The 23,485-nt window shown below is 34.8% G+C and carries 29 protein-coding genes and 1 pseudogene; 26 read left to right on the top strand and 4 right to left on the bottom strand.

Going from position 1 to position 23,485, the window contains the following annotated elements:
- Positions 1-5 precede the first annotated feature (5 nt).
- The 4 genes from JNUCC51_RS21795 (at position 6) to JNUCC51_RS21810 (ending at position 3,681) form a co-directional block, all read left to right on the top strand.
- Positions 6-320: a DUF3784 domain-containing protein gene (locus JNUCC51_RS21795; RefSeq protein WP_337989733.1), complete on the top strand. Its 315-nt coding sequence runs from the start codon at positions 6-8 to the stop codon at positions 318-320.
- A gap of 798 nt (positions 321-1,118) precedes the next feature.
- Positions 1,119-1,448 (top strand): hypothetical protein, encoded by a 330-nt coding sequence (locus JNUCC51_RS21800; protein WP_337989734.1) that lies wholly within the window; start codon positions 1,119-1,121, stop codon positions 1,446-1,448.
- Between the two features lie 193 nt (positions 1,449-1,641).
- The gene (locus JNUCC51_RS21805; RefSeq protein ID WP_337989735.1) at positions 1,642-2,490 is read left to right on the top strand and encodes a MerR family transcriptional regulator; all 849 of its coding nucleotides are present in this window, start codon (positions 1,642-1,644) and stop codon (positions 2,488-2,490) included.
- An 87-nt stretch (positions 2,491-2,577) separates the two neighbouring features.
- Complete coding sequence (locus JNUCC51_RS21810) at positions 2,578-3,681, top strand: C45 family autoproteolytic acyltransferase/hydrolase (protein WP_337989736.1); 1,104 nt, start codon at positions 2,578-2,580, stop codon at positions 3,679-3,681.
- Positions 3,682-3,945: 264 nt separating this feature from the next.
- On the opposite strand, the gene JNUCC51_RS21815 is transcribed toward JNUCC51_RS21810, so the two are convergent.
- Positions 3,946-4,533 carry a hypothetical protein gene (locus JNUCC51_RS21815; protein WP_337989737.1) on the bottom strand — a complete coding sequence of 196 codons (588 nt, stop codon included), beginning with the start codon at positions 4,531-4,533 and terminating at the stop codon, positions 3,946-3,948.
- Between the two features lie 268 nt (positions 4,534-4,801).
- Between JNUCC51_RS21815 and JNUCC51_RS21820 the strand changes: the two genes are divergently transcribed.
- The 7 genes from JNUCC51_RS21820 to JNUCC51_RS21850 all read left to right on the top strand — a co-directional run bounded on the left by JNUCC51_RS21820 (position 4,802) and on the right by JNUCC51_RS21850 (position 9,827).
- Positions 4,802-5,524 (top strand): ATP-binding cassette domain-containing protein, encoded by a 723-nt coding sequence (locus JNUCC51_RS21820; RefSeq protein ID WP_337989738.1) that lies wholly within the window; start codon positions 4,802-4,804, stop codon positions 5,522-5,524.
- Entirely contained in the window at positions 5,521-6,270 is a 750-nt protein-coding gene (locus JNUCC51_RS21825) for an ABC transporter permease (protein ID WP_337989739.1), read from the top strand. Before JNUCC51_RS21820 ends, JNUCC51_RS21825 begins: the two co-directional genes overlap by 4 nt.
- An 8-nt stretch (positions 6,271-6,278) precedes the next feature.
- On the top strand, positions 6,279-6,659 hold the full coding sequence (locus JNUCC51_RS21830; RefSeq protein WP_337989740.1) for a group-specific protein: 381 nt from the start codon (positions 6,279-6,281) through the stop codon (positions 6,657-6,659).
- 7 nt (positions 6,660-6,666) lie between these two features.
- Positions 6,667-7,170: an RNA polymerase sigma factor gene (locus tag JNUCC51_RS21835; RefSeq protein WP_443137015.1), complete on the top strand. Its 504-nt coding sequence runs from the start codon at positions 6,667-6,669 to the stop codon at positions 7,168-7,170.
- The gene (locus JNUCC51_RS21840; RefSeq protein WP_049664421.1) at positions 7,163-7,411 is read left to right on the top strand and encodes a hypothetical protein; all 249 of its coding nucleotides are present in this window, start codon (positions 7,163-7,165) and stop codon (positions 7,409-7,411) included. The genes JNUCC51_RS21835 and JNUCC51_RS21840 overlap by 8 nt, the downstream gene beginning before the upstream one ends.
- Before the next feature lie 121 nt (positions 7,412-7,532).
- The gene (locus JNUCC51_RS21845; protein WP_337989742.1) at positions 7,533-9,182 is read left to right on the top strand and encodes a sensor domain-containing diguanylate cyclase; all 1,650 of its coding nucleotides are present in this window, start codon (positions 7,533-7,535) and stop codon (positions 9,180-9,182) included.
- Between the two features lie 201 nt (positions 9,183-9,383).
- Positions 9,384-9,827, top strand: a complete 444-nt coding sequence (locus JNUCC51_RS21850; RefSeq protein WP_337989743.1) for a hypothetical protein — start codon at positions 9,384-9,386, stop codon at positions 9,825-9,827.
- A gap of 134 nt (positions 9,828-9,961) precedes the next feature.
- On the opposite strand, the gene JNUCC51_RS21855 is transcribed toward JNUCC51_RS21850, so the two are convergent.
- Positions 9,962-11,668 carry a methyl-accepting chemotaxis protein gene (locus JNUCC51_RS21855; RefSeq protein WP_337989744.1) on the bottom strand — a complete coding sequence of 569 codons (1,707 nt, stop codon included), beginning with the start codon at positions 11,666-11,668 and terminating at the stop codon, positions 9,962-9,964.
- Between the two features lie 712 nt (positions 11,669-12,380).
- Here JNUCC51_RS21855 and JNUCC51_RS21860 point away from each other — a divergent pair.
- A complete protein-coding gene (locus tag JNUCC51_RS21860) occupies positions 12,381-12,683 on the top strand; it encodes a helix-turn-helix transcriptional regulator (protein ID WP_337989745.1) in 303 nt (100 codons plus the stop codon).
- Between the two features lie 238 nt (positions 12,684-12,921).
- Here the strand turns inward: JNUCC51_RS21860 and JNUCC51_RS24885 are convergent, their stop codons facing one another.
- Positions 12,922-13,071 carry a helix-turn-helix domain-containing protein gene (locus JNUCC51_RS24885; RefSeq protein ID WP_443136966.1) on the bottom strand — a complete coding sequence of 50 codons (150 nt, stop codon included), beginning with the start codon at positions 13,069-13,071 and terminating at the stop codon, positions 12,922-12,924.
- 234 nt (positions 13,072-13,305) lie between these two features.
- Here JNUCC51_RS24885 and JNUCC51_RS21865 point away from each other — a divergent pair, with 234 nt between their 5' ends.
- The 4 genes from JNUCC51_RS21865 (at position 13,306) to JNUCC51_RS21880 (ending at position 16,698) form a co-directional block, all read left to right on the top strand.
- Positions 13,306-14,004 (top strand): response regulator transcription factor, encoded by a 699-nt coding sequence (locus tag JNUCC51_RS21865; RefSeq protein WP_337989746.1) that lies wholly within the window; start codon positions 13,306-13,308, stop codon positions 14,002-14,004.
- A 33-nt stretch (positions 14,005-14,037) separates the two neighbouring features.
- Positions 14,038-14,970, top strand: a complete 933-nt coding sequence (locus JNUCC51_RS21870) for a sensor histidine kinase (protein ID WP_337989747.1) — start codon at positions 14,038-14,040, stop codon at positions 14,968-14,970.
- An 83-nt stretch (positions 14,971-15,053) separates the two neighbouring features.
- Entirely contained in the window at positions 15,054-15,974 is a 921-nt protein-coding gene (locus JNUCC51_RS21875) for an ABC transporter ATP-binding protein (RefSeq protein WP_337989748.1), read from the top strand.
- Positions 15,967-16,698, top strand: a complete 732-nt coding sequence (locus tag JNUCC51_RS21880; RefSeq protein ID WP_337989749.1) for an ABC transporter permease — start codon at positions 15,967-15,969, stop codon at positions 16,696-16,698. Before JNUCC51_RS21875 ends, JNUCC51_RS21880 begins: the two co-directional genes overlap by 8 nt.
- Positions 16,699-17,020: 322 nt before the next feature.
- Here JNUCC51_RS21880 and JNUCC51_RS21885 read toward each other — a convergent pair whose 3' ends face one another.
- Entirely contained in the window at positions 17,021-17,230 is a 210-nt protein-coding gene (locus JNUCC51_RS21885; protein ID WP_337989750.1) for a helix-turn-helix domain-containing protein, read from the bottom strand.
- A gap of 321 nt (positions 17,231-17,551) precedes the next feature.
- On the opposite strand from JNUCC51_RS21885, the gene JNUCC51_RS21890 reads away from it, so the two are divergent.
- From JNUCC51_RS21890 to JNUCC51_RS21935, 10 genes and pseudogenes are all read left to right on the top strand, one after another.
- Entirely contained in the window at positions 17,552-17,731 is a 180-nt protein-coding gene (locus tag JNUCC51_RS21890) for a hypothetical protein (RefSeq protein WP_337989751.1), read from the top strand.
- A 234-nt stretch (positions 17,732-17,965) separates the two neighbouring features.
- On the top strand, positions 17,966-18,295 hold the full coding sequence (locus tag JNUCC51_RS21895) for a hypothetical protein (protein WP_337989752.1): 330 nt from the start codon (positions 17,966-17,968) through the stop codon (positions 18,293-18,295).
- Positions 18,296-18,485: 190 nt separating this feature from the next.
- Positions 18,486-18,737, top strand: coding sequence for a transposase (locus tag JNUCC51_RS21900; RefSeq protein WP_337989753.1), 252 nt, complete (start codon positions 18,486-18,488; stop codon positions 18,735-18,737).
- Positions 18,738-18,742: 5 nt separating this feature from the next.
- A pseudogene (locus JNUCC51_RS21905) lies at positions 18,743-18,976 on the top strand (transposase); the annotation flags it as partial.
- A 120-nt stretch (positions 18,977-19,096) separates the two neighbouring features.
- Entirely contained in the window at positions 19,097-19,393 is a 297-nt protein-coding gene (locus JNUCC51_RS21910; RefSeq protein ID WP_337989754.1) for a hypothetical protein, read from the top strand.
- Positions 19,394-19,550: 157 nt separating this feature from the next.
- Positions 19,551-20,501 carry a restriction endonuclease gene (locus JNUCC51_RS21915; RefSeq protein ID WP_337989755.1) on the top strand — a complete coding sequence of 317 codons (951 nt, stop codon included), beginning with the start codon at positions 19,551-19,553 and terminating at the stop codon, positions 20,499-20,501.
- Positions 20,502-20,932: 431 nt separating this feature from the next.
- Entirely contained in the window at positions 20,933-21,679 is a 747-nt protein-coding gene (locus JNUCC51_RS21920) for a nucleotidyltransferase domain-containing protein (protein ID WP_337992278.1), read from the top strand.
- A gap of 92 nt (positions 21,680-21,771) precedes the next feature.
- A complete protein-coding gene (locus JNUCC51_RS21925) occupies positions 21,772-21,924 on the top strand; it encodes a YpzG family protein (protein WP_082172689.1) in 153 nt (50 codons plus the stop codon).
- A gap of 311 nt (positions 21,925-22,235) precedes the next feature.
- Positions 22,236-22,757 (top strand): GNAT family N-acetyltransferase, encoded by a 522-nt coding sequence (locus JNUCC51_RS21930; protein ID WP_337989756.1) that lies wholly within the window; start codon positions 22,236-22,238, stop codon positions 22,755-22,757.
- A 39-nt stretch (positions 22,758-22,796) separates the two neighbouring features.
- The gene (locus tag JNUCC51_RS21935; RefSeq protein WP_337989757.1) at positions 22,797-23,135 is read left to right on the top strand and encodes a cupin domain-containing protein; all 339 of its coding nucleotides are present in this window, start codon (positions 22,797-22,799) and stop codon (positions 23,133-23,135) included.
- The last annotated feature ends 350 nt before the right edge of the window (positions 23,136-23,485 follow it).

Consider the following 23,485-nt stretch of genomic DNA (forward strand, 5'->3'; position numbering starts at 1 on the left):
GCATTATGGATGCCATTGTTTGGTTTATCATTATGATTCCGTTCCTAATATTTGCTATTGTTTTATCACAAGGAAATGGTGCATTTCTAATAGCGGGCTATAATACGATGTCCGATAGTGAGAAAGAGAAATATAACGAAAAAGCACTTGCTAAATTTGTGGGCAAAGTGATGTACGGCTATTGTGTTTGTTTACTATTATGGGGACTGAACGACCTATTCAAAACGGAATGGCTATTTCTCCTTGGGCTCGTTCTCTTTATTGGCCTTACAATTTTCGTAGTTGTCTATGCTAATACACGTAATCGCTTTAAAAAATAAGTTTCTATATAAGGTGAGCCGAGCAAAATAGATATACTCGCGGAAGCAGGGCGAGTACCCGCGAAAGTAAAGCAGGGTAAATACTCGCGGAAGCAAGGCGAGTACCCGCGAAAGTAAAGCAGGGCAAATACTCGCGGAAGCAAGGTAAATACTCGCGGAAGCAGTGTAAATACTCGCGGAAGCAAGGCGAGTACCCGCGAAAGTAAAGCAGGCAAATACTCGCGGAAGCAGGGCGAGTACCCGCGAAAGTAAAGCAGGGTAAATACACTCGCGGAAGCAAGGTAAATACTCGCGGAAGCAGGGTAAATACTCGCGAAAGCAAGGTGAATACTCGCGGAAGCAAGGCGAGTACCCGCGAAAGTAAAGCAGGATAAATACTCGCAAAGCAAGGCGAGTACCCGCGAAAGTAAAGCAGGCAAATACTCGCGGAAGCAGGGCGAGTACCCGCGAAAGTAAAGCAGGGTAAATACACTCGCGGAAGCAAGGTAAATACTCGCGGAAGCAGGGTAAATACTCGCGAAAGCAAGGTGAATACTCGCGGAAGCAAGGCGAGTACCCGCGAAAGTAAAGCAGGATAAATACTCGCAAAGCAAGGCGAGTACCCGCGAAAGTAAAGCAGGCAAATACTCGCGGAAGCAGGGCGAGTACCCGCGAAAGTAAAGCAGGCAAATACTCGCGAAAGCAGGGCAAATACTCGCGAAAGCAAGGCGAGTACCCGCGAAAGTAAAGCAGGGTAAATACACTCGCGGAAGCAAGGTAAATACTCGCGGAAGCAGGGTAAATACTCGCGAAAGCAAGGTGAATACTCGCGGAAGCAGGGCAAATACTCGCGGAAGCAGGGTAAATACTCGCGGAAGCAGGGTAAATACTCGCGAAAGCAAGGTAAATACTCGCGAAAGCAGGGTAAATACTCGCGGAAGCAAGGTAAATACTCGCGGAAGCAGGATAAATACTCGCGAAAGCAAGGTGAATACTCGCGGAAGCAGGGTAAATACTCGCGGAAGCAGGGTAAATACTCGCGGAAGCAGGGTAAATACTCGCGGAAGCAAGGTGAATACTCGCGGAAGCAGGGTAAATACTCGCGGAAGCAAGGCAAATGCCCCGGAAAAAAGTAATGCTCATTATTAATATCTAACAAAAAAGAGTATGCTCAAATCAGAGCATACTCTTTTTTGGGCTTGGGAGAACATTTGTTAAAATGTTTGCCCATGTTATGTTAATGAGCATTGAATTTGAAACATTTACCACATTTCTATCTTACGATATAGTAATAACTAAGCAGTTAATCGATTTCAACAATATTTGAAAAGAAGGTTTTATTATGTATAGCATTGGAAAATTTTCGAGTCTGTGCAATGTTCCTATAAAAACCATTCGTTATTATAGCGATATTGGGTTACTCGAACCATCCTTTATAGATCAAGTGACAGGCTATCGTTATTATGATTACGATAAAATGAAAGAGCTGAATACTATACAGGTTCTAAAACATTGCCATTTTTCATTAAAAGAAATTGAACAGATTATTAACGGAAAAAATGATAGGCAAGATTTAGAGGTAAGATTAAATAAAAAAGTTCAGGAATTAGAGCACCAACAAGAAATACTCGCTGAACAAATTCAAAATATTGTCCAAGTTAAAAATTCTATAAGGCAGACTGAGACATTTAATCCAAAGCCAATATTATCAAGTTGTTACTTAGAAGAACGCCCAAAAACACAGGTGCTCTCCATCCGTGAAAAGATACATATTATTGAAATGGATAAGCTAGTACAAAAATTATTTGAACGAATATATGCATATCAATTTGAGATAGATGGTGAGCTTGTTGCAATTCTCCACCAACAGGACAGGAACCGAAATATAGCAGATGTTGAACTGCTGTTACCAGTAAAAGAAACTCAACAGGGAGAGCACATAAAAGTAATATCAGAAGGTAAATATGCTTGTATAAATGTAAAAGGACCGTACTCAGAGTTACATTTTGGCTATAGTCGCTTGCAGGAATGGCTTACTGAGCAATCCTTCCAGGTAGAAGGGGCGTTTATGGAGCAATACATAAAAGGGTTAATCCCAACTGAAGTTATAAATCCAATTAATATTAAACCAAATATGGAGCTACATCCCAATGATTTTTTGACGAAAGTGTTTGTGAAAGTAAAAAACTAGCTAAACTCTCCAGTAGATGGAGACTTTATTCTGTATTTAGTAAGGTAAGAAATATCTTGCTACTAATATATAGAATGGGGTATATCGATGAAAACAAATACAGGACAGTTTGCATTTCTTAAAGGTAGTTCGTACGAGATTGGGCAACAACAAGCGCGAGAATATCAAAAAAACCCTTTTGCGAAATCGCTATTCTTTACGGAAAATTTAACTTCTGACAACTCTTATTATGAAATGAAAGCACATATTGAGCAGTATTGCCCAGGTTTAAATAAAGAATTAGAAGGCTTTGCGGAAGGCTTTGGCTATGAGCCCGAACAATTAAATTATTATCAAAATGCGTGGTTAATTCCAGGGGGATGTAGTTTAGGGGCTTTATTACCTGGAAAAATGGCTGATGGAAAAACATATGTTTTAAGAAATTACGATCTATCACCTGATATTTCAGATATGCGTTTATGTACAACAGACGTCGAAGGGAAATTTACTCATACAGGATTTTCTGTTTCTACATTTGGTCGAAGTGAGGGCTTAAATGAGAAGGGGCTATGTGTTGCATATGCATCATGTGGTATGCCCATTGGCAAATATCCTGGTATGAGGCCACCAGTGGTACCTGGGTTACAGTTTATGGTTATTGTTAGAGCCCTGTTAGAAAATTGTAAAGATGTCGAAGAAACAATTTATATGGTTAACAATATGCCAGTAGGAACGAATATGAATTTGCTTATTGCTGATGCAAATGGCGACGCAGCTTTGATTGGAACATATGACGGGATAAAAGAAGTTAAACTTGCAGAACTCGATTATCTTATTGCAACTAACCACGGACTATTTTCAGCAATACAAGAAATGGAGCCTGGCAAGCTCAAGCATTCTCAATTAAGATATGATATTTTAGAGGCGAAATTTAAGGAAAGTGGAAAAAGATCTATTGATGAAATCCAAGAACTTCTTTTAACAGAGTTCCCAAAAGGATTATCCGTCCATAATTACAAAGAAAGCTTTGGAACAGTACATTCAATTTTATTTAACCTTACTGATTTGCAAATGGAATTTTCATTTGGCTCACCATTACAAAATCAGGTAAACAAAATAGACGTTGGCGAGAATTTTGTGAAAACATCAACACCTGTTGAATTTAATAATAAAAGCTATGGAACAGAATTTTGGAAAATAATAAAATCTTAAACAACAAAAAGACCTTTCCTTGGTGCATTGGTGAGAGGTCTTTTTGTATGTACAAACAATCATACTGCGTCCGATAGTGAGAAGAGAAAGAAACACGCATTGACGCTCGGTGTTGACATTTACACTAAAGCGCAAAATCTCGATTATCTAAACTAGAAAAATTACTATTAACTGAAGTTATACTTTATTTGGATCGAATATTATGAGGGCTGAACGTGCTATTTAGTGGCTATCATTCGTAGTTAATTCTCTTTATCTTGTTTATTAACTCAATTCGTTCGTTACTACTTGGATAAAATCATCTCTATATTGTGAATCAAAAATAGTAACCCCTTTCTCTTTGGAAAGTTGTTGTAACTTTTGAATCTTTGCTTCATCTTGCTCCATAAAGGCTTTTTCTACATATTGTAAATCTTGCAAGATATGATGTATAAATGTATCCCCTTCTCTTTTGATATCTATAGCAATAAAGTCAAAAGATAAAAATGTTTTAGCTGGGATAATAATTTTATCAAACAAATAGTATAAAGCTTTAAAAGGGACATAAGGGATACCTTTCTTATACTCATATTTTTCAATAATAGGTAAAACCTCATCAATAAATCTTTGTATTTTTTCTATATCGTAAAGCTTGGTATCTTCGAAGTCATGCTTCTTGATAATCTGCTGTATTTTTTCATATTGATTTTGTTCTAACAGTTGCTTCATATAAAGGAGCTCTTCTTTGAATTTGGATCGGACTTTTTTACTTAATTGCCGATGATCAATAACAGCGTATTCGATTAGCTCCCAGTCTATCTCTGGACCAAAATGTGGTCCTAAAAAATACTTAAGTTCTTCAAAATCGCTCACTTCGGTAACTCCCTTTAAATTAGTATTCTTTTAATCGTGCAGTAAAAACAAGAAAAACTTGGCCAAACCGCTCATCAAACATCTTTTGTCAGAGCCATATTAAGATGATATTCCTTTATCTTTACTTAATTCCAAGTAATTAAATATTTTTCATAAAAAATCATTTTATAGGAATATATAATTTTATTTCATTTTTTTAAAAATAAAATGAACCATTTGCAATCCCCGTTTGTATAGTCAGTGAACATATAAAAAGGGAGGGTTTATTTTGGAACTTATTGTGAACGATATTGTGAAAAAATATAATGGTGTGAACGTTTTGGATGGTGTGTCGGCCACATTTGAAATGGGGTATTGTTATTTATTATTAGGTCAGAATGGAGCAGGTAAATCTACATTATCAAAATGTATAGCTGGAGATGTAAAACCTGATAGTGGTTCCATTCTATTCAATGATTCGTCTAAAAATGTACAAGAACAAGTTGCGTTACAATACCAATTTTTTTCGAGTTATCAGCATCTTAAAATTCGTGAAGTGATGGCTCTTTTTACTACTTTGACGAACAATAAAAATGATTTGGGAGAGTTATATGAAATATTAGGATTACCAACTTATGATCACATCTTATTGAAAAATGCATCAGGAGGTCAGCGAAAAGCAGTATCCATCTTCCTTTCTTTTTTATTAAATAAACCAATCATCATATTAGATGAACCGTTCGCTGATTTAGATTTAACAAAGAAAAAGCAATTGATGTTTTACTTACAGCAAGAAATTCGTCAACGTAACAAAATGATCATCATCATTAGTCATGAGGTGGCAGGGTTAGAACTGTTATTTGATTATGTAGTGATATTAAAAGACGGGAAGCTTATTGAAAATAGCACACAGGATGAACTCTATAGAAAATACACAGACGCGAAATTACCAGGAATCGAAGGTCTTTACTATGAAGTGACAGGACAAATTTTAGGAGGAAAAGCAGGATGATGAAACAAATTGCACGTATGTATATGTTAGAAAATATTCGTAGCCTAGGAATGGCTATTGGAAATTTGTTACCAGCTTATATCTTTTTGGGTATATCATTTTTTGCTAAAAGCGCGATGACTGAAGAATCATTTAATTTTTTAATTAAAGGTCAGTTTTTACCGATTTCTATAATAATGCTAATCTTCTTCTTTTGTTTTTCTAGTGCTACAATCTATTTAACAGATATGAAAGCCAATAAAACCCTCCGATGGCTGCAACGTACAGGCATTAAGCCACACACTTACTTTATAGGAATGGGAATTGGTGTTTTTACTTTATTAAATCTATTCTTAGTGTTATTACTCATTGGCTACTCTTTTATTATTGATATTTCATTATCTTCATTTTTTCTAATTATTTTAATGAGTAACTTTATGTTACTGGCATTATATCCATTGAGTTTTATATTGGCTGGTCTATTTAAAAATGAAAGAGTGGCAACAAGTATGTTGCAACCGATTATGTTGATTTTTATGTTTTCAATACAAATGTCAACGATGTTTTTAACATTAGCGAAAAAAGACCCTCAGGATTATTTTATTTTCTTAATCTGGAATCCGATGCTATATTTATTTGATAGCTTGCAAGTGTCTTTAAATTTAATAGGAGAAACTTGGCTTCCGCAATATCAGTATTTTATGATTTTAACAATTCTTAGCTTGGTGCTAGCAGCCATCGCTAAAAAAATATATACCAGTAAGTAGGTGATTTGATGGAAATTGGATGGTTAGTGTCTCTTATTGTTGGCGGTATTATGATGGTAGTAATCATAGTGATTGGTATTGCCATGGGGTTAAAATATACTGTACGTGAAAATGGAAAAATTAACTACAAAAAATCAACTGTTTTTTTACGCTGGAACGTGTTTGATACATTAACACTTGTCTTAGCTATTTATACGATACTTTGTGTGCAGGCATTAAATATGCTCGTGTCTTCTGGCAAAACAATCGAAAATCCATATGTACAGTTTTTTACAAACCAATCGCAAGCATGGGTAATTGTAACAGTCGCATATTTAGTTTCACGTGTGTCCATGACATTGAAGGCCATTAAGGCTCATTGGGGGGATGAGCTAGATGATAAGCAATGAGGAGTGGATGGAGGCCTATAAAAATGGCGATGTCGATGGCTTTGAACAGCTATATAGTCGTTTGTATGAGCCTCTGTACTGCTTTTTATTTCGCTATACTCGGGAAGATCAGCTAAGCATTGATATTGTGCAAGATACCTTTGAGCGTTTACAATATATAAAAGAAGATTTTGATCAGCAAAAGGGAACTGTTAAAGCATTTTTATTTCAAATCGCTTATCGCTTAATGATTAATAAATTGAACCGCCGCAAAAAATGGCGCTCACTCTTCCCGTTTTTAGTACCGACGTCAAGTCCTCGGATATCAGCTGACGAGAAATTAACGATTCAAGAAGCGATACTTCGCTTACCTGATAAGCAACGAGCTGTTATTTTGCTTGTTTATTATCATGATTTGCCACAGGAAGAAATTGCACAAATTTTGTCCATTCCACTTGGAACAGTTAAGTCGAGGCTACATAATGCGATAAGGGCTTTAAAGGAAGAGCTAAAGGAGGATTTCGATGCTTAAGGATGAATTTCAAAAGGAACAATGGTTAAAAGACAGCTTAGATCACGATAAAGTGGAGATTCCCCAGCAGCTAATGACATACAAGAAAAGTCGTTGGCAACGTTTTCTTCAGTATTTAGCTTCACCAACGAAGGATCCGTTAGAGCCAATATGTACATCTTCAGTAGGCTACACCTCTTTGAAAATAGTGCCTATTGTAGCGGCTGTATTTATTACAATTCTCCAAATTTTATTGCAATAAATTTTATTAACTATTAAATTTCTCACTGCCACAATCACCCGATTGTGGTATTTTTAATGAGTAAAATACTATTTATTGCCCATTTTAAGGAAATGATTAGGTTAATTTGGAGGTTAGTACTTTGAGGGTTTTGAAAAAGTTTCCACAGCCAAAAACAATAAAAGGTCAGCTTCATCGAGTACTTGTATGGATTACTTTTATTATTGGTCTATGTATTTTTATTCCAACGCTTTATATTGAATATCGGCAAACCATTCAACATCAAAATGAAGAGATGACACATTATTTGAATGCCCAAACATATTTTTTTGAAAGCTGGTTATCAGAGCGATCCAGTGATATACATACAATAGCTAACTTAGATTATATAAAGGACTATAATTATGAAAAATCTAAAGCTCTTTTTCAAGATTTTAAAGAAAATACAGATTTCACAGAATTAATATTCGTCAATAAAGAGGGCATCGTGCAATTTGATACAATTACCGAATACAGTAAAACTGGTGTTAGTATGGATGTAAATGACCGTAAGTATTTTCAAATTGCTAATAAAACGAAGCAACCGTATATAACAGATATTTTAATAAGTAAAGTTACAAAGCAGCCTATTATCGCATTTGCTTCACCGATTCTTAATGCACAGCAACAATTCAATGGTGTAGTTTTTGGCGCAGTAAATTTAGACACCATCGATCAACTGCTACAAGAATCGAGAGTAGGCTTTTTAGGGCATTCTTATATTATAGATCAGGAAGGTACTATGCTCACTGAATTTATCAATAAGCAACACCGATCTTCTGGTAATTATTTAGTTGATAAGCGTATCCTGAACGCTGCATTAAAAAATAAAACAGATGGCCTCGAGCTTTATAAAGACGCGAATGAGAAGTGGGTTCTTGCTAAAAGCAAGCCTATAAATGGAGGGAAATGGTTTATCATATCAGAAATTGGTCTGTTAGAGGCTTATAAACCATTAATCATTAGATTTTCATTGATAACATTTTGTTTAGTAGTAGGTTCTTTTTTTACGATTAAAATGATGCTACACCTCTCAAAAAGAATCGAAGAACCTATTCAGCAGCTTCTTACAGGTGTTAGAAAGGTAGAACAAGGTTATTATGATTATCAAATAAATGAACAGCAGCTGGCACCTTATGCACAAGAATTTCAGGAGCTTTGTGCGTCCTTCAATGAAATGAGCGACAAGGTGAGCAAAGATACTATCTTACTAAAGGAATTATCGATAACCTGTCAGTTGACGAAGCTGTATAATCGTCGTTTTTTAAATGAACAGGGGGTGCTTGTTTTTCAGAAATGTTTAGAAGAACAAAACCATTGTTCATGTATAGCACTTGATATTGATTTTTTCAAAAAAGTCAATGATACATATGGACATTTAATCGGAGATGAGGTACTACAGCACGTCGCAAACATCATTTCAAATTCTGTGCGAAGTATCGACATTGTTACAAGGTATGGGGGAGAGGAGTTTGTCATTTTATCCCCAAATACTACGTTAGAGAGTTCAGTGAAAATAGCGGAAAGAGTTCGGCAACATGTTGAAGATAATCCTTATTATGCGGATAATTTAGAGATTAATGTGACAGTGAGTATTGGTATCGCAGGATATGGTCATTCTAAAAATATTTCAACATTCTACGAGCTGCTTGATAGTGCGGATCAAGCACTTTATATTGCTAAGGAAAGCGGTCGAAACCAACTTAGAATATATGATAATACAGGCATAGTTGATGCAGGACAAATACTTTAAAAGACAAATTTGGAAAGTGGTATTTACATGAAGGAAATTATACTTAGTAAATTAAAAGAAATTGAAAATGAATATCAAGTGAAAATTTTATATGCTGTAGAATCTTAAAGGTATTGATAGTGCCTATATATAGCGGTTTGAGTGGGGGTTAGTTATGAACTAGCCCCACTTTTAGCCCCATTTTCAATAGCACGGTCAAATGTGTCTATAATAGCAGAGTTCCAACAGACAGAAGAATATAGGGTTAAGAAAGAACAAGAAGCGATTCTTAGAGCACATAGAGAAGCGGAGGCAGCATTTGAAAAGGAATACGGTCAGGGTGAGTACAGGTATTGCTATGACGTGTTTGGTACGTTGCGTAATCCAGCTTACTTAGATGATCTAAAGGTTAGGGAAAAGGTGCAAGAAGAATATAGAAGACGTAGTGAGGAAGCATTCGAGCGTAACTATAAAAAGTATTATAGTGGGGGAGGTGGCGGTAGTAGTTACTCGGTAGCTTCATCTAGTAACTACAACGAAGATGAAAAGAAGATGCTACATGAAATCTACAGAATGGCATCAAAGAAATTCCATCCAGATGTGTCAGGTGATGATGGCAGCAAGATGAAGCTTCTAACCAAATTAAAAGGTCAGTGGGGGATATAAGTAGAAGAAGCGGTTTCGATCTAAAATGATCTAGCCGCTTCTTTTTTATATGAATGATGATGTTGTTATTCCTTGGAAAATGTGTAAAGTCATATTTAAATGTTAAAAAAGTGGTGCTGCCAATGATAATTATATTAAACTCGGAATTGAGCTGCCATGTCTCTTAACTCTTCTGCCAAGTTTGCCAGTGCATAAGCAGATGATGAAATTTCCTCCATAGATGCCATTTGTTCTTCAGTTGTAGCAGAAATACTCTCTGTACCAGCTGTAGTAGATTTAGTTATAGAATGGATTGTATTCATACTACCAACAATTTCTTCAGTTCCTGCGGCCATTTGCTCAACCGCTGCAGATACTTCTTCTACTTGCATCGTAACACTTTGAATGGCACCTTGAATTGTAGCAAAAGTTGTACGTGTATTTTCTGTTGTTTTAATCCCTTCATTAACTCCCGTTGTTACTAACTTCATTGATTCAACAGCCTTTTGAGTATCTTTCTGCGTCTCTGAAATCAACACTTCAATTTGGTTTGAAGAAATAGCGGACTGTTCTGCTAATTTTCTAACCTCATCTGCAACGACAGCAAAGCCTTTTCCATGCTCGCCAGCTCGTGCGGCTTCAATTGCGGCGTTCAGGGAAAGGAGATTTGTTTGTTCAGCAATTGCTGTAATTGAATCAATAATTTGACCGATTTCATTAGAACGTTTTCCTAACACGTCGACAACTTCGGATAAGCCATTTACTCGTTCTGTGATGTCCATCATTTGTTGATTCATTTGATTTGCGGCATTTATACCATTTATCACCAGGGATAAAGAATCACCTGAAAGTTCGGTTACAGCTTGAGCATTTCCAGCTACTTGTTGTACACCTGTTGAAAGCTCATTGACAGTATTGACGGTGCTAGAGACATTGTTTAGTTGCTCTACTGAACCATGAGCGATAGTTTCCATCGTATTTGCAACCATCTCTGTTGCTTTCGTAGTTTCAGCTGCATTAGCATTCAGTTCTTCAGATGCTGCGGCTACATGATTAGCAGTTTCAGTGACTTTAGTTACCGTATTACGAATATTATTAATCATCGAATTAAATGATTGAGTTAATTGACCGATTTCATCTGTGGATGAATAGGTACCTTGCACAGTCAAATCACCATCGCCTGCCTTTAACATATTAGCCTGCAACTCTTTAACTGGATTTACAATTAAACGTACAACCCATGTTGCTAATGTAATAAAGAAAATAATGGCCACAACAGAGAGAATGGCAGAAATAATCATAGTAGTGGATAGACTTTTTTTATTTTCTTCATTCAGTTGATTGGCATCTTCAGAACATTGAGTCATAAGATTGCGTGCATCACCTGCCATATTCTCAGCAAAATCATCTAAAGTTGTTGTGTAAATAGAATAGGCTTCGTCGTTTCGGTTCTGACTAGCCAAATCAATAACATCTGCCATGGTGCTCAAATAACCATCAACATTGGATTTAAGAGATTCTAACTGTTTTTGTTCATCTTCATTTCCATTGTAAGTGGCTTCAAATTTTACGATTGAGTCTTTAATACTTTCAGCTCTCTCTGAGATCATTGTCTTTAGGTCAGCATTATCATTTGCATTCGTAGTAATCATGAGTTCTAAAACGAAAGAATCCATCGCACGAATATCAGTTCGAGTTTGACCGATATATTGAATTGGCAAAAGTGACTCGTCATACATTTCACTAGATTTTTTTGCCATATCATTAATGTAATAAAAACCACCGCCTGAAATAATTAGTAAAAATATAACAGCGGATGCAATAAGTGTTAGAATTTTCTTTCTAATTGATAAGTTTTTCAAAAATATTTCCTCCATTGGCTCAATTATCTTCAAAAAAATGGAACATACTAATAACTTTGGATATATTGAGTAATTCTGATTTTGTAATATTATACTACATCTCATTGTTTAATCAGTGAAGAGAAAAGAGAGAAATATGAACTTTTTATTAATTTTCACTGCACAAAGAATCCTTTTATAATGGTTTTATGGTAGTAAATCAAAAAGTTCTACGCTCAAAATTTGTAGTCGTCATATCGTGATAATTATGTATTGTCTGTATCTACTGGTGTAGCTACATGCGTAAAGTAAGCGACGTACCTACAAATCAGTAGTTAAAAGCTGTTTAATGGAAACCCATACAAACTGGTTAGTCTTATCTTGTGAAACTAGCGGTCTTCGAATAATCAGCCATCGCCAACTTTGGTGCTACTCTATACAAACATCAAATTCTAATTCTTGCCTAGTAATCAATCTGACTACTACCGTCATATCAGGGGAGTTGAGGTAACCATATAGAGTGGATACCAGATTTGGATCTAGTTGATTTTCTGCCTTTAATACTGGCGTTTGAATACCGCTTCTCTAGATCATTTCTATAGGACGTGACATCTTATAGCCCCCATAAACACAAAAAACATCCTCTCTAAGAAAGTAGATGCTTTTTGTGTTAATTTTCTTCCGGTATATATTTAATTAAGTCAGAAAGTTTACAATCGAAATCAGGAAAGGAATGCCATTTAAGATGAATATTAAAGAACAAATACAAAAAATTGATTCTTTAGAATTTGAGTTATTTCAGCAAAAGTTAGAATTAGTCATTGAGAAAGCATATCTAAAAGGTGTACAAGATGGACAAACGAAGTACAATTACGAGCCCGTGTTAACTAAGAAGGATTTAAAGAAAATCTTCCAAGTTTCTACAGCAACGGTGGACAGACTTGTAAGAAGAAAGGATTTTCCAAGACTCATACCTTTTGCTGGCAAATATCCACGCGATGAAATATTCGAGTGGATAAAAAATAATTCAATTTAATTTGATTTGATAGATTACAACATGTTTCACCACTTCGAAAGTTTCGAAGTCGTTAGCGAGATACTAGTGGATTACATATATCAAGGCTGGCATTTGAAATATAGATCTTATTTGAGCGTACAAGACGACGTGACAACTAATGGCCTTAAAAATACAAAAAGCATCCGCTCTAAGAGAGTAGATGCTTTTTTTGTGCTGCCATTAGATTTTGTCACCGTTTTCTAGGAAGAAGAAGCCTTCACACTTCACACTTCACATCTAACACTTCAGCAATTTTCTTTAAATCCTGTTCACTAAAGTTATCCTTCTTCAATTTCGTATTAATATTCTGTCTTGATTGCCCCAGTAGTTCTGCTAAATCTTGAACAGACAGATCTTTTCGATTCAAAAGAACTTTAATTTTTTCTCCCTTCGTTAAAACATTCTACATCTCCATAAAAGGGTGACATCAACTTTGGAGATGCGCTCAAATTTGAGCTTATTGTTTGAGAATTGGAAATTAAACTACGAACAAATAGAAAGTAATGGATATAATATAGAATAGGGTATAAGCGCATGATATTCCCAAAGTTCTTATAGAGTAATAATATAGAACTTAACTGAAAATTCTGGAGGAATTATAATGAGTCAACATAAAATACTAATCGTTGAAGATGATTTAGATATTAATAACCTCATATCGAGATATCTTCAAAAACAAAATTATAGTGTTCACGCTGCTTTTAATGGAAAAGAAGCTTTAGAATTACTTACTTCTAATGATTATCACTTGATTATATTAGATCTTATGCTACCTGAAATAAACGGTTACACAATTATAGAGATCATTAGAAAACAAAAAAATGTTCCTGTATTAATTGTATCTGCAAAAAGCGATGAAATAGACAAAATTGAAGCATTAGATTTGGGGGCGGATGATTATATCACTAAACCCTTTACCGTTGGAGAACTATTGGCAAGAGTAAACGCACAAATACGCCGTTTTGTACTTCTCAATGGTTCGAATCAGGAATTACATAATATGTTGAAATTTAAGAATTTGCTTCTGAATTTAGAAACTTACGAGGCATTCAAAGACGATCTGCCTATTGCTCTATCAGCTAAAGAGTTTGAAATCCTGAGGGTATTTATTGAAAACCCCAATAAAGTTTTTTCAAAACCTCAGCTTTACAGGGCAATTTGGAAAGATGAATATCTTGGAGAGGACAATGTTATTATGGTACAAATTAACCGCTTGCGTTCCAAAATCGAAGATAATCCATCAAACCCCGATTATATTCAAACAGTTTGGGGTATCGGTTATAGACTCAAAAAGGATTAGAGTTTTAATTTATTGATGTAAGGGGATATATTAATGGAGCTAGAGTTTTTATTGATTATAACGAGTTTCTTACTCATAGGATTCTTTTATCTATGGCTCAGAACTGAAAGAAGAATAAAAAAAATAAATAATATTTTAAAAGAGGTTTGCACAGGAAACTTTAATCAGTATTTTCGTGTTGAACCTACCTCAAAGAATATTAGAGAACTTAGCAGTTATTTAAATAGAATCACTAAAGAAGTAAACGATCTAGAAGTTAAAGCAAAGCGGACAGAAGAAGAAAGAAGAAAAATGGTCTCTAATATATCACATGATTTACGTACTCCTTTAACTTCTTTATTAGGATACATTGAAGTGCTTCAGAATGATGAGATATTAGAAGAAGAGAGAGAAGAATGTTTAAACATTGTTCAAAGAAAAGGGAAAGATATGTTAAACTTGATCGAATATTTTTTCGATCTTGCAAAAATAGATGCAGGGGATATAACTATAGAAATAAAAAAGATAGATTTATCGGAAGTTGTACAAGATACTCTGCTCGACTTTTATAATGATTTTGAAAAAGAGGACATAACACCTCAAATCAATATTCCTTGCTTTCCTCTTTATGTCCTTGGTGATCCGATGAGCATTAAAAGGATATTAGGTAATTTATTATCCAATACATTGCGTTACGGTAAAAAAGGAAAATTAGTAGGCATCGAACTAAGAGAAGAAGAAGATTGGATTTGGGTGGATGTATGGAATAAAGGAGTAACAATAAGCAAAACTCAAATTAATCATATTTTTGAAAGGACATATACTGGAGAATATTCAAGAAATCCAGAATCTAGGGGAAACGGACTGGGACTTGCCATCGTAAAGAGATTAGTAGAAATGCAAAATGGAAATATTACTGTTACAAGTGAGATTAAAGGTAAAACAGTTTTTTCTTTTTCTCTAAAAAAACCAATTAAAGCCATGTAAGAAAAATGTAAGACTTTTATTAAATCGTAGAAAGATTTAATTGATATAGTTAATTTTGTAGAAAGGAGGGTCCTAAATATAATATGGACTATATCTTAAAGACCTATAATCTAACAAAGAAATACAAAGACATTACAGCTGTAGAAAATGTAAATATGACGATTAAAAAAGGTGACATTTATGGGTTTATTGGAAAAAACGGTGCAGGAAAGACTACGTTGATTCGTATGATTACAGGACTAATCAATCCCACATCTGGAAATGTTGAGATATTCGGCCATCCAGTTTCCAGAGGGAATAAAGCTTTTCTTGAGAGGGTAGGAACTATTATTGAATTTCCTGGGTCTTATCAAAATCTAACTGCAAGGGAAAACCTTGAAATGCATCGCAGACTAATGAGAGTATCCGATAAAAAAAGAATAGACGAAGTATTGGAATTGGTAAATCTGCAACATGTTTCTAATAAAAAGGTAAAAGGTTTTTCACTTGGTATGAAGCAAAGATTAGGGATTGCTCGCGCGCTACTTCATAAACCTGAATTTTTAATACTTGATGAGCCGACGAATGGTCTTGATCCTGTGGGTATTAAGGAAATAAGGCAATTAATCATAGATTTGGCTAAAACTCATGGAATAACAATTCTAGTATCCAGTCATATCTTGAGTGAAATTCACCAAATGGTAACAAGAATCGGGATTATTAATAATGGGCATCTTCTCGAAGAGGTAGGGTATGAAGCCATAAAGGAAAGAAACCGACACTTCATCGAAGCAAAAGTAAGCAATGATAAAAAAGCCGCTTATTTACTGGAGAATCATTTTGCGATTGAAAATTATTCTATAATAGAGCCAGGAATTATTCGGATTTACGAAAATTCGGAAAATTCCTCGGCTATTAATAAAATATTTGTGAAAAATGGCATTGATGTAGCTGAAATAAAAATTTCTAAAGATACCCTAGAGGACTATTTCTTGAAATTAACTGGGGGTGAGAATAATGCTTAGCATTTTATATTCTGAAATTGTAAAACTTAAAAGGTCGCTTGTATTTATTGTTATCCCGCTTGCGGCTATTATAACTGCGATATTAAGCGGATTTAATGCAAAGGATTGGCATAGCGCTTTAATAAATAATGCAGTATTTTGGTCGATCTTAATGGGGCCAGCTATCGCATCCTTGTTCACCGGTTATGTTTTTGCAAACGAATATCTCGATAAAACGATAAATAATTTATTAGCCTACCCCTATGCAGCTTATAAATTTTTTATCGGGAAGATGTTTGCAATCTTTATTTTGATTACCACATCGATAACAATGTCGTTCATTTTTACAATAATCTTTGGTTTACTTACTAATATTCCGGGTCTAAACATAGAGATGGTAATTAAATATATTCAGTTCTATGTTATTTTGAATATTATGGAATTTGCATTTGTACCTATTGCCGCTTTCCTTACCATTTTAAGCAAAAATTACATTTTAAGTACAGGGTTTGGAGTAGCTACCTCACTAATAGGTGGAGTATTAGCAAGCTTCAAACTTGGACACCTGTTTCCCTCTACGGCTGCCACTATGACATTATATAGTATAGCAGGTAAGCTTGGATTCTCAGAACATAGTCTCCAAATATCTGTACCTTCTATTAGCTCTTTAGTCTTTTATTTTACCATTCCATTAATTGTAAGTTTAGTTTATTTCCATAAGATGGATGTACATAGTGGGTCATAGTATTAGAGGAAAACAACGTTTATACATGAAGAATTTAAATTTCCATTATATAAAGATAAGTTGGATGTTTCTTTAAAGATATTTTTTTAAGAATGCACTTAAACTATAAAGTCTATAGGAGCAATCTAACTCTGACACTACCGTTAAAGGGGTGAGTTGAGGTATCCCTTCTCAGTGGTACCCCATTGGTACTAGTTGATTTACTATATCCAAAAGCTAGCGTTGAAACACAGTCTCTATAGAACTTATCGACATGACATTATAACTAACAACCCAAAATACAAAAAGCATCTGCTCAAAAGAGTAGATGCTTTTTGTGTTGTTATTCAGATACCTTCACATGTGAAATAATATCTTCTATTTCACAATCTAAATACTCACATAGTTTATCTAATACAGACATAGATATGTTTTCACCTTTAGCAAGTTTAGCCATAGTTGCAGGGGAAAGTTGTAAATCTTTTTTTATTTGTTCTCTTGTCACTTCTTTGTCAATAAGTGTTTTAAAGAATGGTTTGTAATCAAATGACATAGAAAGCACCTCCATATGTTTACTATTATATACTAAAAGTTCACAAAAATAAACTTTTAATTCATTAACGTGTTGACTGTTGATTTAATAAGATGTATTATAAGTTCATGAAGTTGAACTTTTGGTTTGTGTTTTGAAGGCTATCAATAGCCAGTCGGTGAATGGACTAGAAATAGCCGACATGCAACATAAAGGTAGGTGAATGTATATGAAGGTACTATCATCACAAGAACGCCAGAAAATAACACGAGACATGCTAAAAGGCTATGAAGTTGCTCACACAGCAAATTAAAAAGTAACTAAGAGGAGAGGAGAAGCGATATGCGTTTACAAAACACACTTGATTATCTAAAAGAACAATTCTATACAGCAGGAGCCGAATGGAAAGAAACGAAGGATAGCGAGTTGCTGACAGAGTTGAATGCATTAGTAGCGGCTATCAATGCGATTGAGGTTTGTTTGTATGATCAGCGTATTACTGTAATAACAGATTGTGTATAAAAAGCATGTTAGAAAGTGGAATTGGATGGAAAAAGAATGGCTTGTTATGTCGGACCTTAAAAAGAAGTTCCCATGAAAATCAAGGGAGGCATATATAAGAAATATATTTTAATCCCGTGTAATAGATTCTTAGTATTTTGGTCATAATTGTGGAAAAGATAGATTTTAACTTTAGTAAATTTGAACTTTCGAAAAGGTTGCTTTGAAAACAAATACAGAGATTGGGTGAGAGGCGTGGAAAGTAAATATTATGGTGATAGTTTCTTGATTTATAGTGATTACACAGCAGGTATTTTAACTTTGCAACTTATATACAAAACGGAAGATATTGTACTACATGTATGGAAAGAAGAAGTTAAGGGGGAACGTGAAGCTACTATATCTTTAGAGGCCTATAAACGCTTTATGTTTGAAGAGAACGGTGCTCTGGTATATACGGTGAAATATGCAGCTAATCTTTTTGAAATAGACTATAAGGGGAAAGGTTTAATCGAAGTTACTGAGTTGATAAAACAAAAGTCAGCAGAGTTGAAAAAGAAGGAGGAAACAATATGTATTCTGTAACAGATCACCCACGATTCACTGAATTGTTGGATTAAAAGCAGCAGCTTACAACGTTTTAACAGAAGTACTAGCCAAAAATGGACTAGAAGCGGAAATTAGCAAAGTGATAGCATACCGGATGCGCTTACCCGGGGAGGTCTGATGGAAACGCAAAGTACACTTTACCGTGGTCAGTGATTTCGCAGCGGCCATGGCAGGTGCGATTCAAGCCGTTTACCCAACAGCTATTCATGTATTGGATCGCTTTCATTTGATTCAATTTTTCACCGATGCCCAGCAGCGCAGACGACGTTACTTAGGTGAAGCAAAAAAACAGCACAAATCCCGATTTATCGACCGCTGTTTAGCGCGAAAGCCGGACGAGTTAACAGAGGAAGAACGTGGTTTTGTGCGTGAATGGCTACGGGAAGATTTCATACAAAGCATATCTATCAAGCATTGAATCACATGCGTTATGTGTTAAAAGCTACAACGGATACACAAGCAACAAAACGCTTAAAAGACTGGCTCAAACGCTATCAATTTCACACAAGTACTGTAGTTTCAAAGATAGCTAAAACCGTGATTGTTCGTGAGAAAGCCATGATAGATACCATAAACTCACCTTTCTCAAACGGCATTATGGAAGGCACAAATAATAAAATTAAGCTCATCAAAAGACGTGGTTTTGGCTACCGAAATGATGCCCATCTTTTCCTCCGTTTACGTTTGGAAACAGGTCATTGATTTTGTCATCCCCGGATTTTGGTGATGAGCCATATTTTTCATTTTATAACTTATTATTGGGTGGGAGGTGAGAATATGAGTAAAAATTTTGAAATTTCAACATCCCGAAATGTTTCTGGGGTAAGGAAATTGATTAGTCAATATACCATGTTAGTAGGAAATAAAAAAGTGGGCATTAAAATATATTTAGGTTCAGACGGATATTATCAAATGGACACAAGCCATTATTATCGTTGTAAAGATTGTGCAGGGATATACATTTCATCAGCTGCTAACTTTAGTTCTGAGGAAGAGGCTTTAAATAATGCTCACCAACAACTTACAATATTCTATGATGGAGAAGGTGAGTGGCGAGTAAATGAAGACTTTTAAAATTGTAATTTTAAGGAAAGAATATTTACTTAGTTCTTTAGTTAAAATGGGTTGTGGGTTATCCATAATACAAAGGATTTTATTTTATTTGAAAAATTCATAATTCCAGTAAATGCAGGATTTTAGTAAAGATGAATTGAGAAATTGGAGGAGAAAGATGCCGGTTTTAGACTTTTTGGAAATTGCACAGGCTAATAAACCTACAGGAAAACAAGATACTTTTGAGCTGTTTGCGAGGGACTTTTTTAAAATGTTAGGATTTGAAATTTTAGAAGGGCCAGATAGGGGACAAGATGGTGGCCGAGATTTAATCTTACTTGAGAAAAGACCAGGTATTATTGGAAATACAGAAGTCAGATGGATGGTAAGTTGTAAGCATAAAGCACATTCAGGAAAATCAGTAACAGACAGTGACGAGCAAGATATAAGTGATAGGCTGACAGCTCATAATGCTAGTGGTTTTATAGGATTCTATTCAACCGTTATAAGCTCTCCTTTAGGTAGAAAGCTAGAAGCTTTGAAACTACGTGGTTATGAAGTATTAATATTTGATAATGAAAGAATTGAAACACAGTTACTTGAGAATAGTAAGGGTAAAGATATTGCACGAAGGTATTTTATTAAATCATTTACAAAATGGGAATCATTTCAGAATGAGCCTGCTAATCTATTTAATGAATATGAGCCCCTTAGATGTAAGTATTGTGAGAAAGATCTTTTAGACAGAAAAATTATTGATGAGTCTATAATTGTTTTTGTTGAAGATATTAAATTTTCAGAAGAGAATAATTACGAAAAAAGTAAATATGTGGATATTTATTTTAGTTGTAAAGGGCGCTGTGATAGTGTATTAGAACATCATTATTTACAACAAAACTGTATAACAAAGTGGGAAGATATTTCTGATATTATCATTCCAAATAAATATCTTTCTTGGAACATGGCAGTTTTAAATAGAGTTCGAGATGGTGAAGATGTTTATACTGACGAGGCGTTTTCTAAACTGAAACAGTTTATACTTAAAGTATCTCAATTAGTAGTTAAAAATCGAAGCGAAGAGCAAACTGAAAGGTTGAGACAGTTAGCTTCGATTCCATCTTATCTATAAATAGAAATAGAAATTTTTGATTACATTCCCCACTTTTTTAACCCAACTAGTTAATAACGTTTTGCAAAAAAAATGGATGTAAAATCTGTTGATAAAGTCGATGAAGGTAATGGTAATGATGATTTGAAAATGACTTAGATGATCCTAGAGAATTAAATTAATTGATGATGAAGATATTATTCCTTCTTTTGATGAGGATAGTGTAGAGGAATAGTTTTTAGGGATAGTAACCCTTTGATATTATCTCTGCTTTAATAAGTAAATTCGGAACTTATTTTGGCGAATATTGAAAATTATTTTACTGAACTTTTCTATTAAAATGTTTTTATTGGATAAAGCAACACTATTGGATTTTAGATTATATTTTTGTTGTTGAGGCTGGCGAAAATCACAAAGTATTGATAAATCAGTGTTTATTGGTGTTTTAAGATATTGCATGCATTCATTCCACATTATATGCTGTAGAATCGGGTAGTCGTGCTTGGGGGTTTCCTTCTAAGGATAGTGATTATGATGTTCGTTTTATATATATTCATCAACCTCAATGGTATCTTTCAATCGACCCTCAAGGGATTGGTGCAAAGAGGGATGTTATTGAAGTGCCTATCAATGATTTATTGGATATTAGTGGTTGGGAAATAACAAAAGCATTAAGGCTATTTCGCAAAAGTAATCCACCTCTATTAGAATGGTTACGAAGCAATATTGTGTATGATCAGCAATATTCATTTATTGACAATGTACGGTTACTGGAAAGTGAAGTTTTTTATCCAAATGCAAGTTTGTATCATTATTTAAATATGGCTAAAAACAATTATCGAGAGTATTTACAGGGCTCAGAAGTGAAAATAAAAAAATATTTCTATGTCCTTAGACCAGTTATAGCATGTAAATGGATAGAGCAAAACAATACGGTTCCACCAATTGATTTTCAGGAATTGTTAAATGCAATTATTACTGAGGGGCCTTTAAAAACCGAAGTTCAGCAACTTTTACAAAGAAAAATGGCTGGTGATGAACTAAATATGGAGCCTCGAATTGAAAATATTAATGAGTATTTAGATAAAGAAATAAAGCATATTGAGGCATATTGTAAAAGTCTTCATGTTAAAATGGATGATCCTACACAAAAATTAGATGCGTTATTTAGAAATACATTGAAAGAAGTGTGGGGTTAACGGTCATAGAAATCTGAATAAATTTTAATTGTAAGGTCATACTAAAAAAGGTTTCACTTATGAAATCTATATTGATGAGGAGGATGGCACGAATGAGTAGGTTCGAACAACTAGACCCAAAATCTCAAAAAATCCACCGCAACTGGTCAAGGATTAAGCGTTCAAAATCTCAAGTAAATGGTGAAACGGAGATTACTCTCCATAACCGTATCTTGAGAAGTGAAGCAAAAGCCCGACAGTTTTAATCAGCTAGAAAAGTAAGTGTCATCAAGCCCAGAAAATATTCTGGGTTTTTTCTTCGTTCCTATAACTTCTAAGGTCTCATCTTCGCAGCCTTCAACCCAATCAACATACTAACAAATGATAATGCAAGATATCTAACCTAATTATTATTTTATTTTCAATTATTTGTAATTAATGCGGTATAGTAAAGAGGGAGACAATTTTATTATGAAGATAACGTTCTATACTCATACGATAAATTATCTTCAATCTACGAATGCTCAAATTAATGATTTCATGGAGATTTAATAAATATTTGAAAGGAGAGGGGATTTTGACAGAAAAAATCAAAATTAAAGTTGCTAATGAAGAGGATGCTGGAGCTTTGTTGAAAATTCAGCAAAAGGTTTTAGCAGAAGAAGATTATTTAATTACTACAATAGATGAATTTCAAAGAACGATTGAAGAGCAAAGAGAATGGATACAAGAGAAATTAGCAAATGAACGAGAAACAATTTTTATTGCACAATATCAAGGGAAAATAGTTGGCTTGCTTGTATTTCAATCGCCACAAAGAAAACGATTAGCACATACAGGTACCTTTGGCATGATGGTGCTTAATGAATATCGTGGTCTAGGGATTGGCAAACTTTTAATTGAAAAGCTACTAGAATGGGCAGAGCATAACCCTTATATTGAAAAGATTAGTCTTGGCGTATTTTCAACAAACGAAAGGGCTATTGCGCTCTATAAAAAGATGGGATTTGTTGAAGAAGGAAGAAAAATCAAAGAAATAAAGCTACATGACTATGAATATATAGATGATGTTTTAATGTATAAAATGGTTCATAAATAATTATTTTGGCTTTTAAATAGAAAGGAGCATGCAAATCACATGAAAAAATATAATTTCACACAAGAATTGGCCAATCAAATTAATAACTATCAATCCATAGATGCTTTTTATACAAAAATCATGAAAACGGTGGAGCCTGCCAATATTGGCTTTATGTATATAGAACCTGGTGGTGTTGTCGGGATGCATGAGGCGCCTATACCACAGTTATTTATTGTGATTCAGGGGGAAGGATGGGTTTGCGGTGAGGATCAAGAGAAAGTACTCATAAAAACTGGAGAAGGTGTCCTTTGGCAAACAGGAGAAGCGCATGAATCCGGGAGTAATTCAGGGTTAACAGCACTTGTCATCCAATCCGAGCAAATCAATCTTGCATAGATTACATAAAAAATGTGTAACGGAGTAATTTATAGCTCCGTTTCACTAAGTTATATTTAACTTCTTTCGGCAGATGTTTTTTGTAACGAAAGCGAAGCCTCAGCAACAGAAGACTACCACCTCTTTAGGTGGTGAGATGAATACGGATTTAAGTTACTTTCACTGGGTGTACAAATATCCGCCGAAATAGAGGAACTCAGTCTAAGAACGCCACGTCCTGTGGCAACGACTGAGTGACCAACTTCGTGTTGGCCTAAAGCCTCCGGCGGATGTCACGGAAATCGGAAAGGAGTTCTTAGGGGATGTTAGCCTAAAATCATCGCATCCATGCGATAACGGCTAACTGACCT

Origin of the sequence: Lysinibacillus sp. JNUCC 51, from assembly GCF_015999525.1 — a bacterium.
In the GTDB taxonomy this organism is placed as follows: domain Bacteria; phylum Bacillota; class Bacilli; order Bacillales_A; family Planococcaceae; genus Lysinibacillus; species Lysinibacillus xylanilyticus.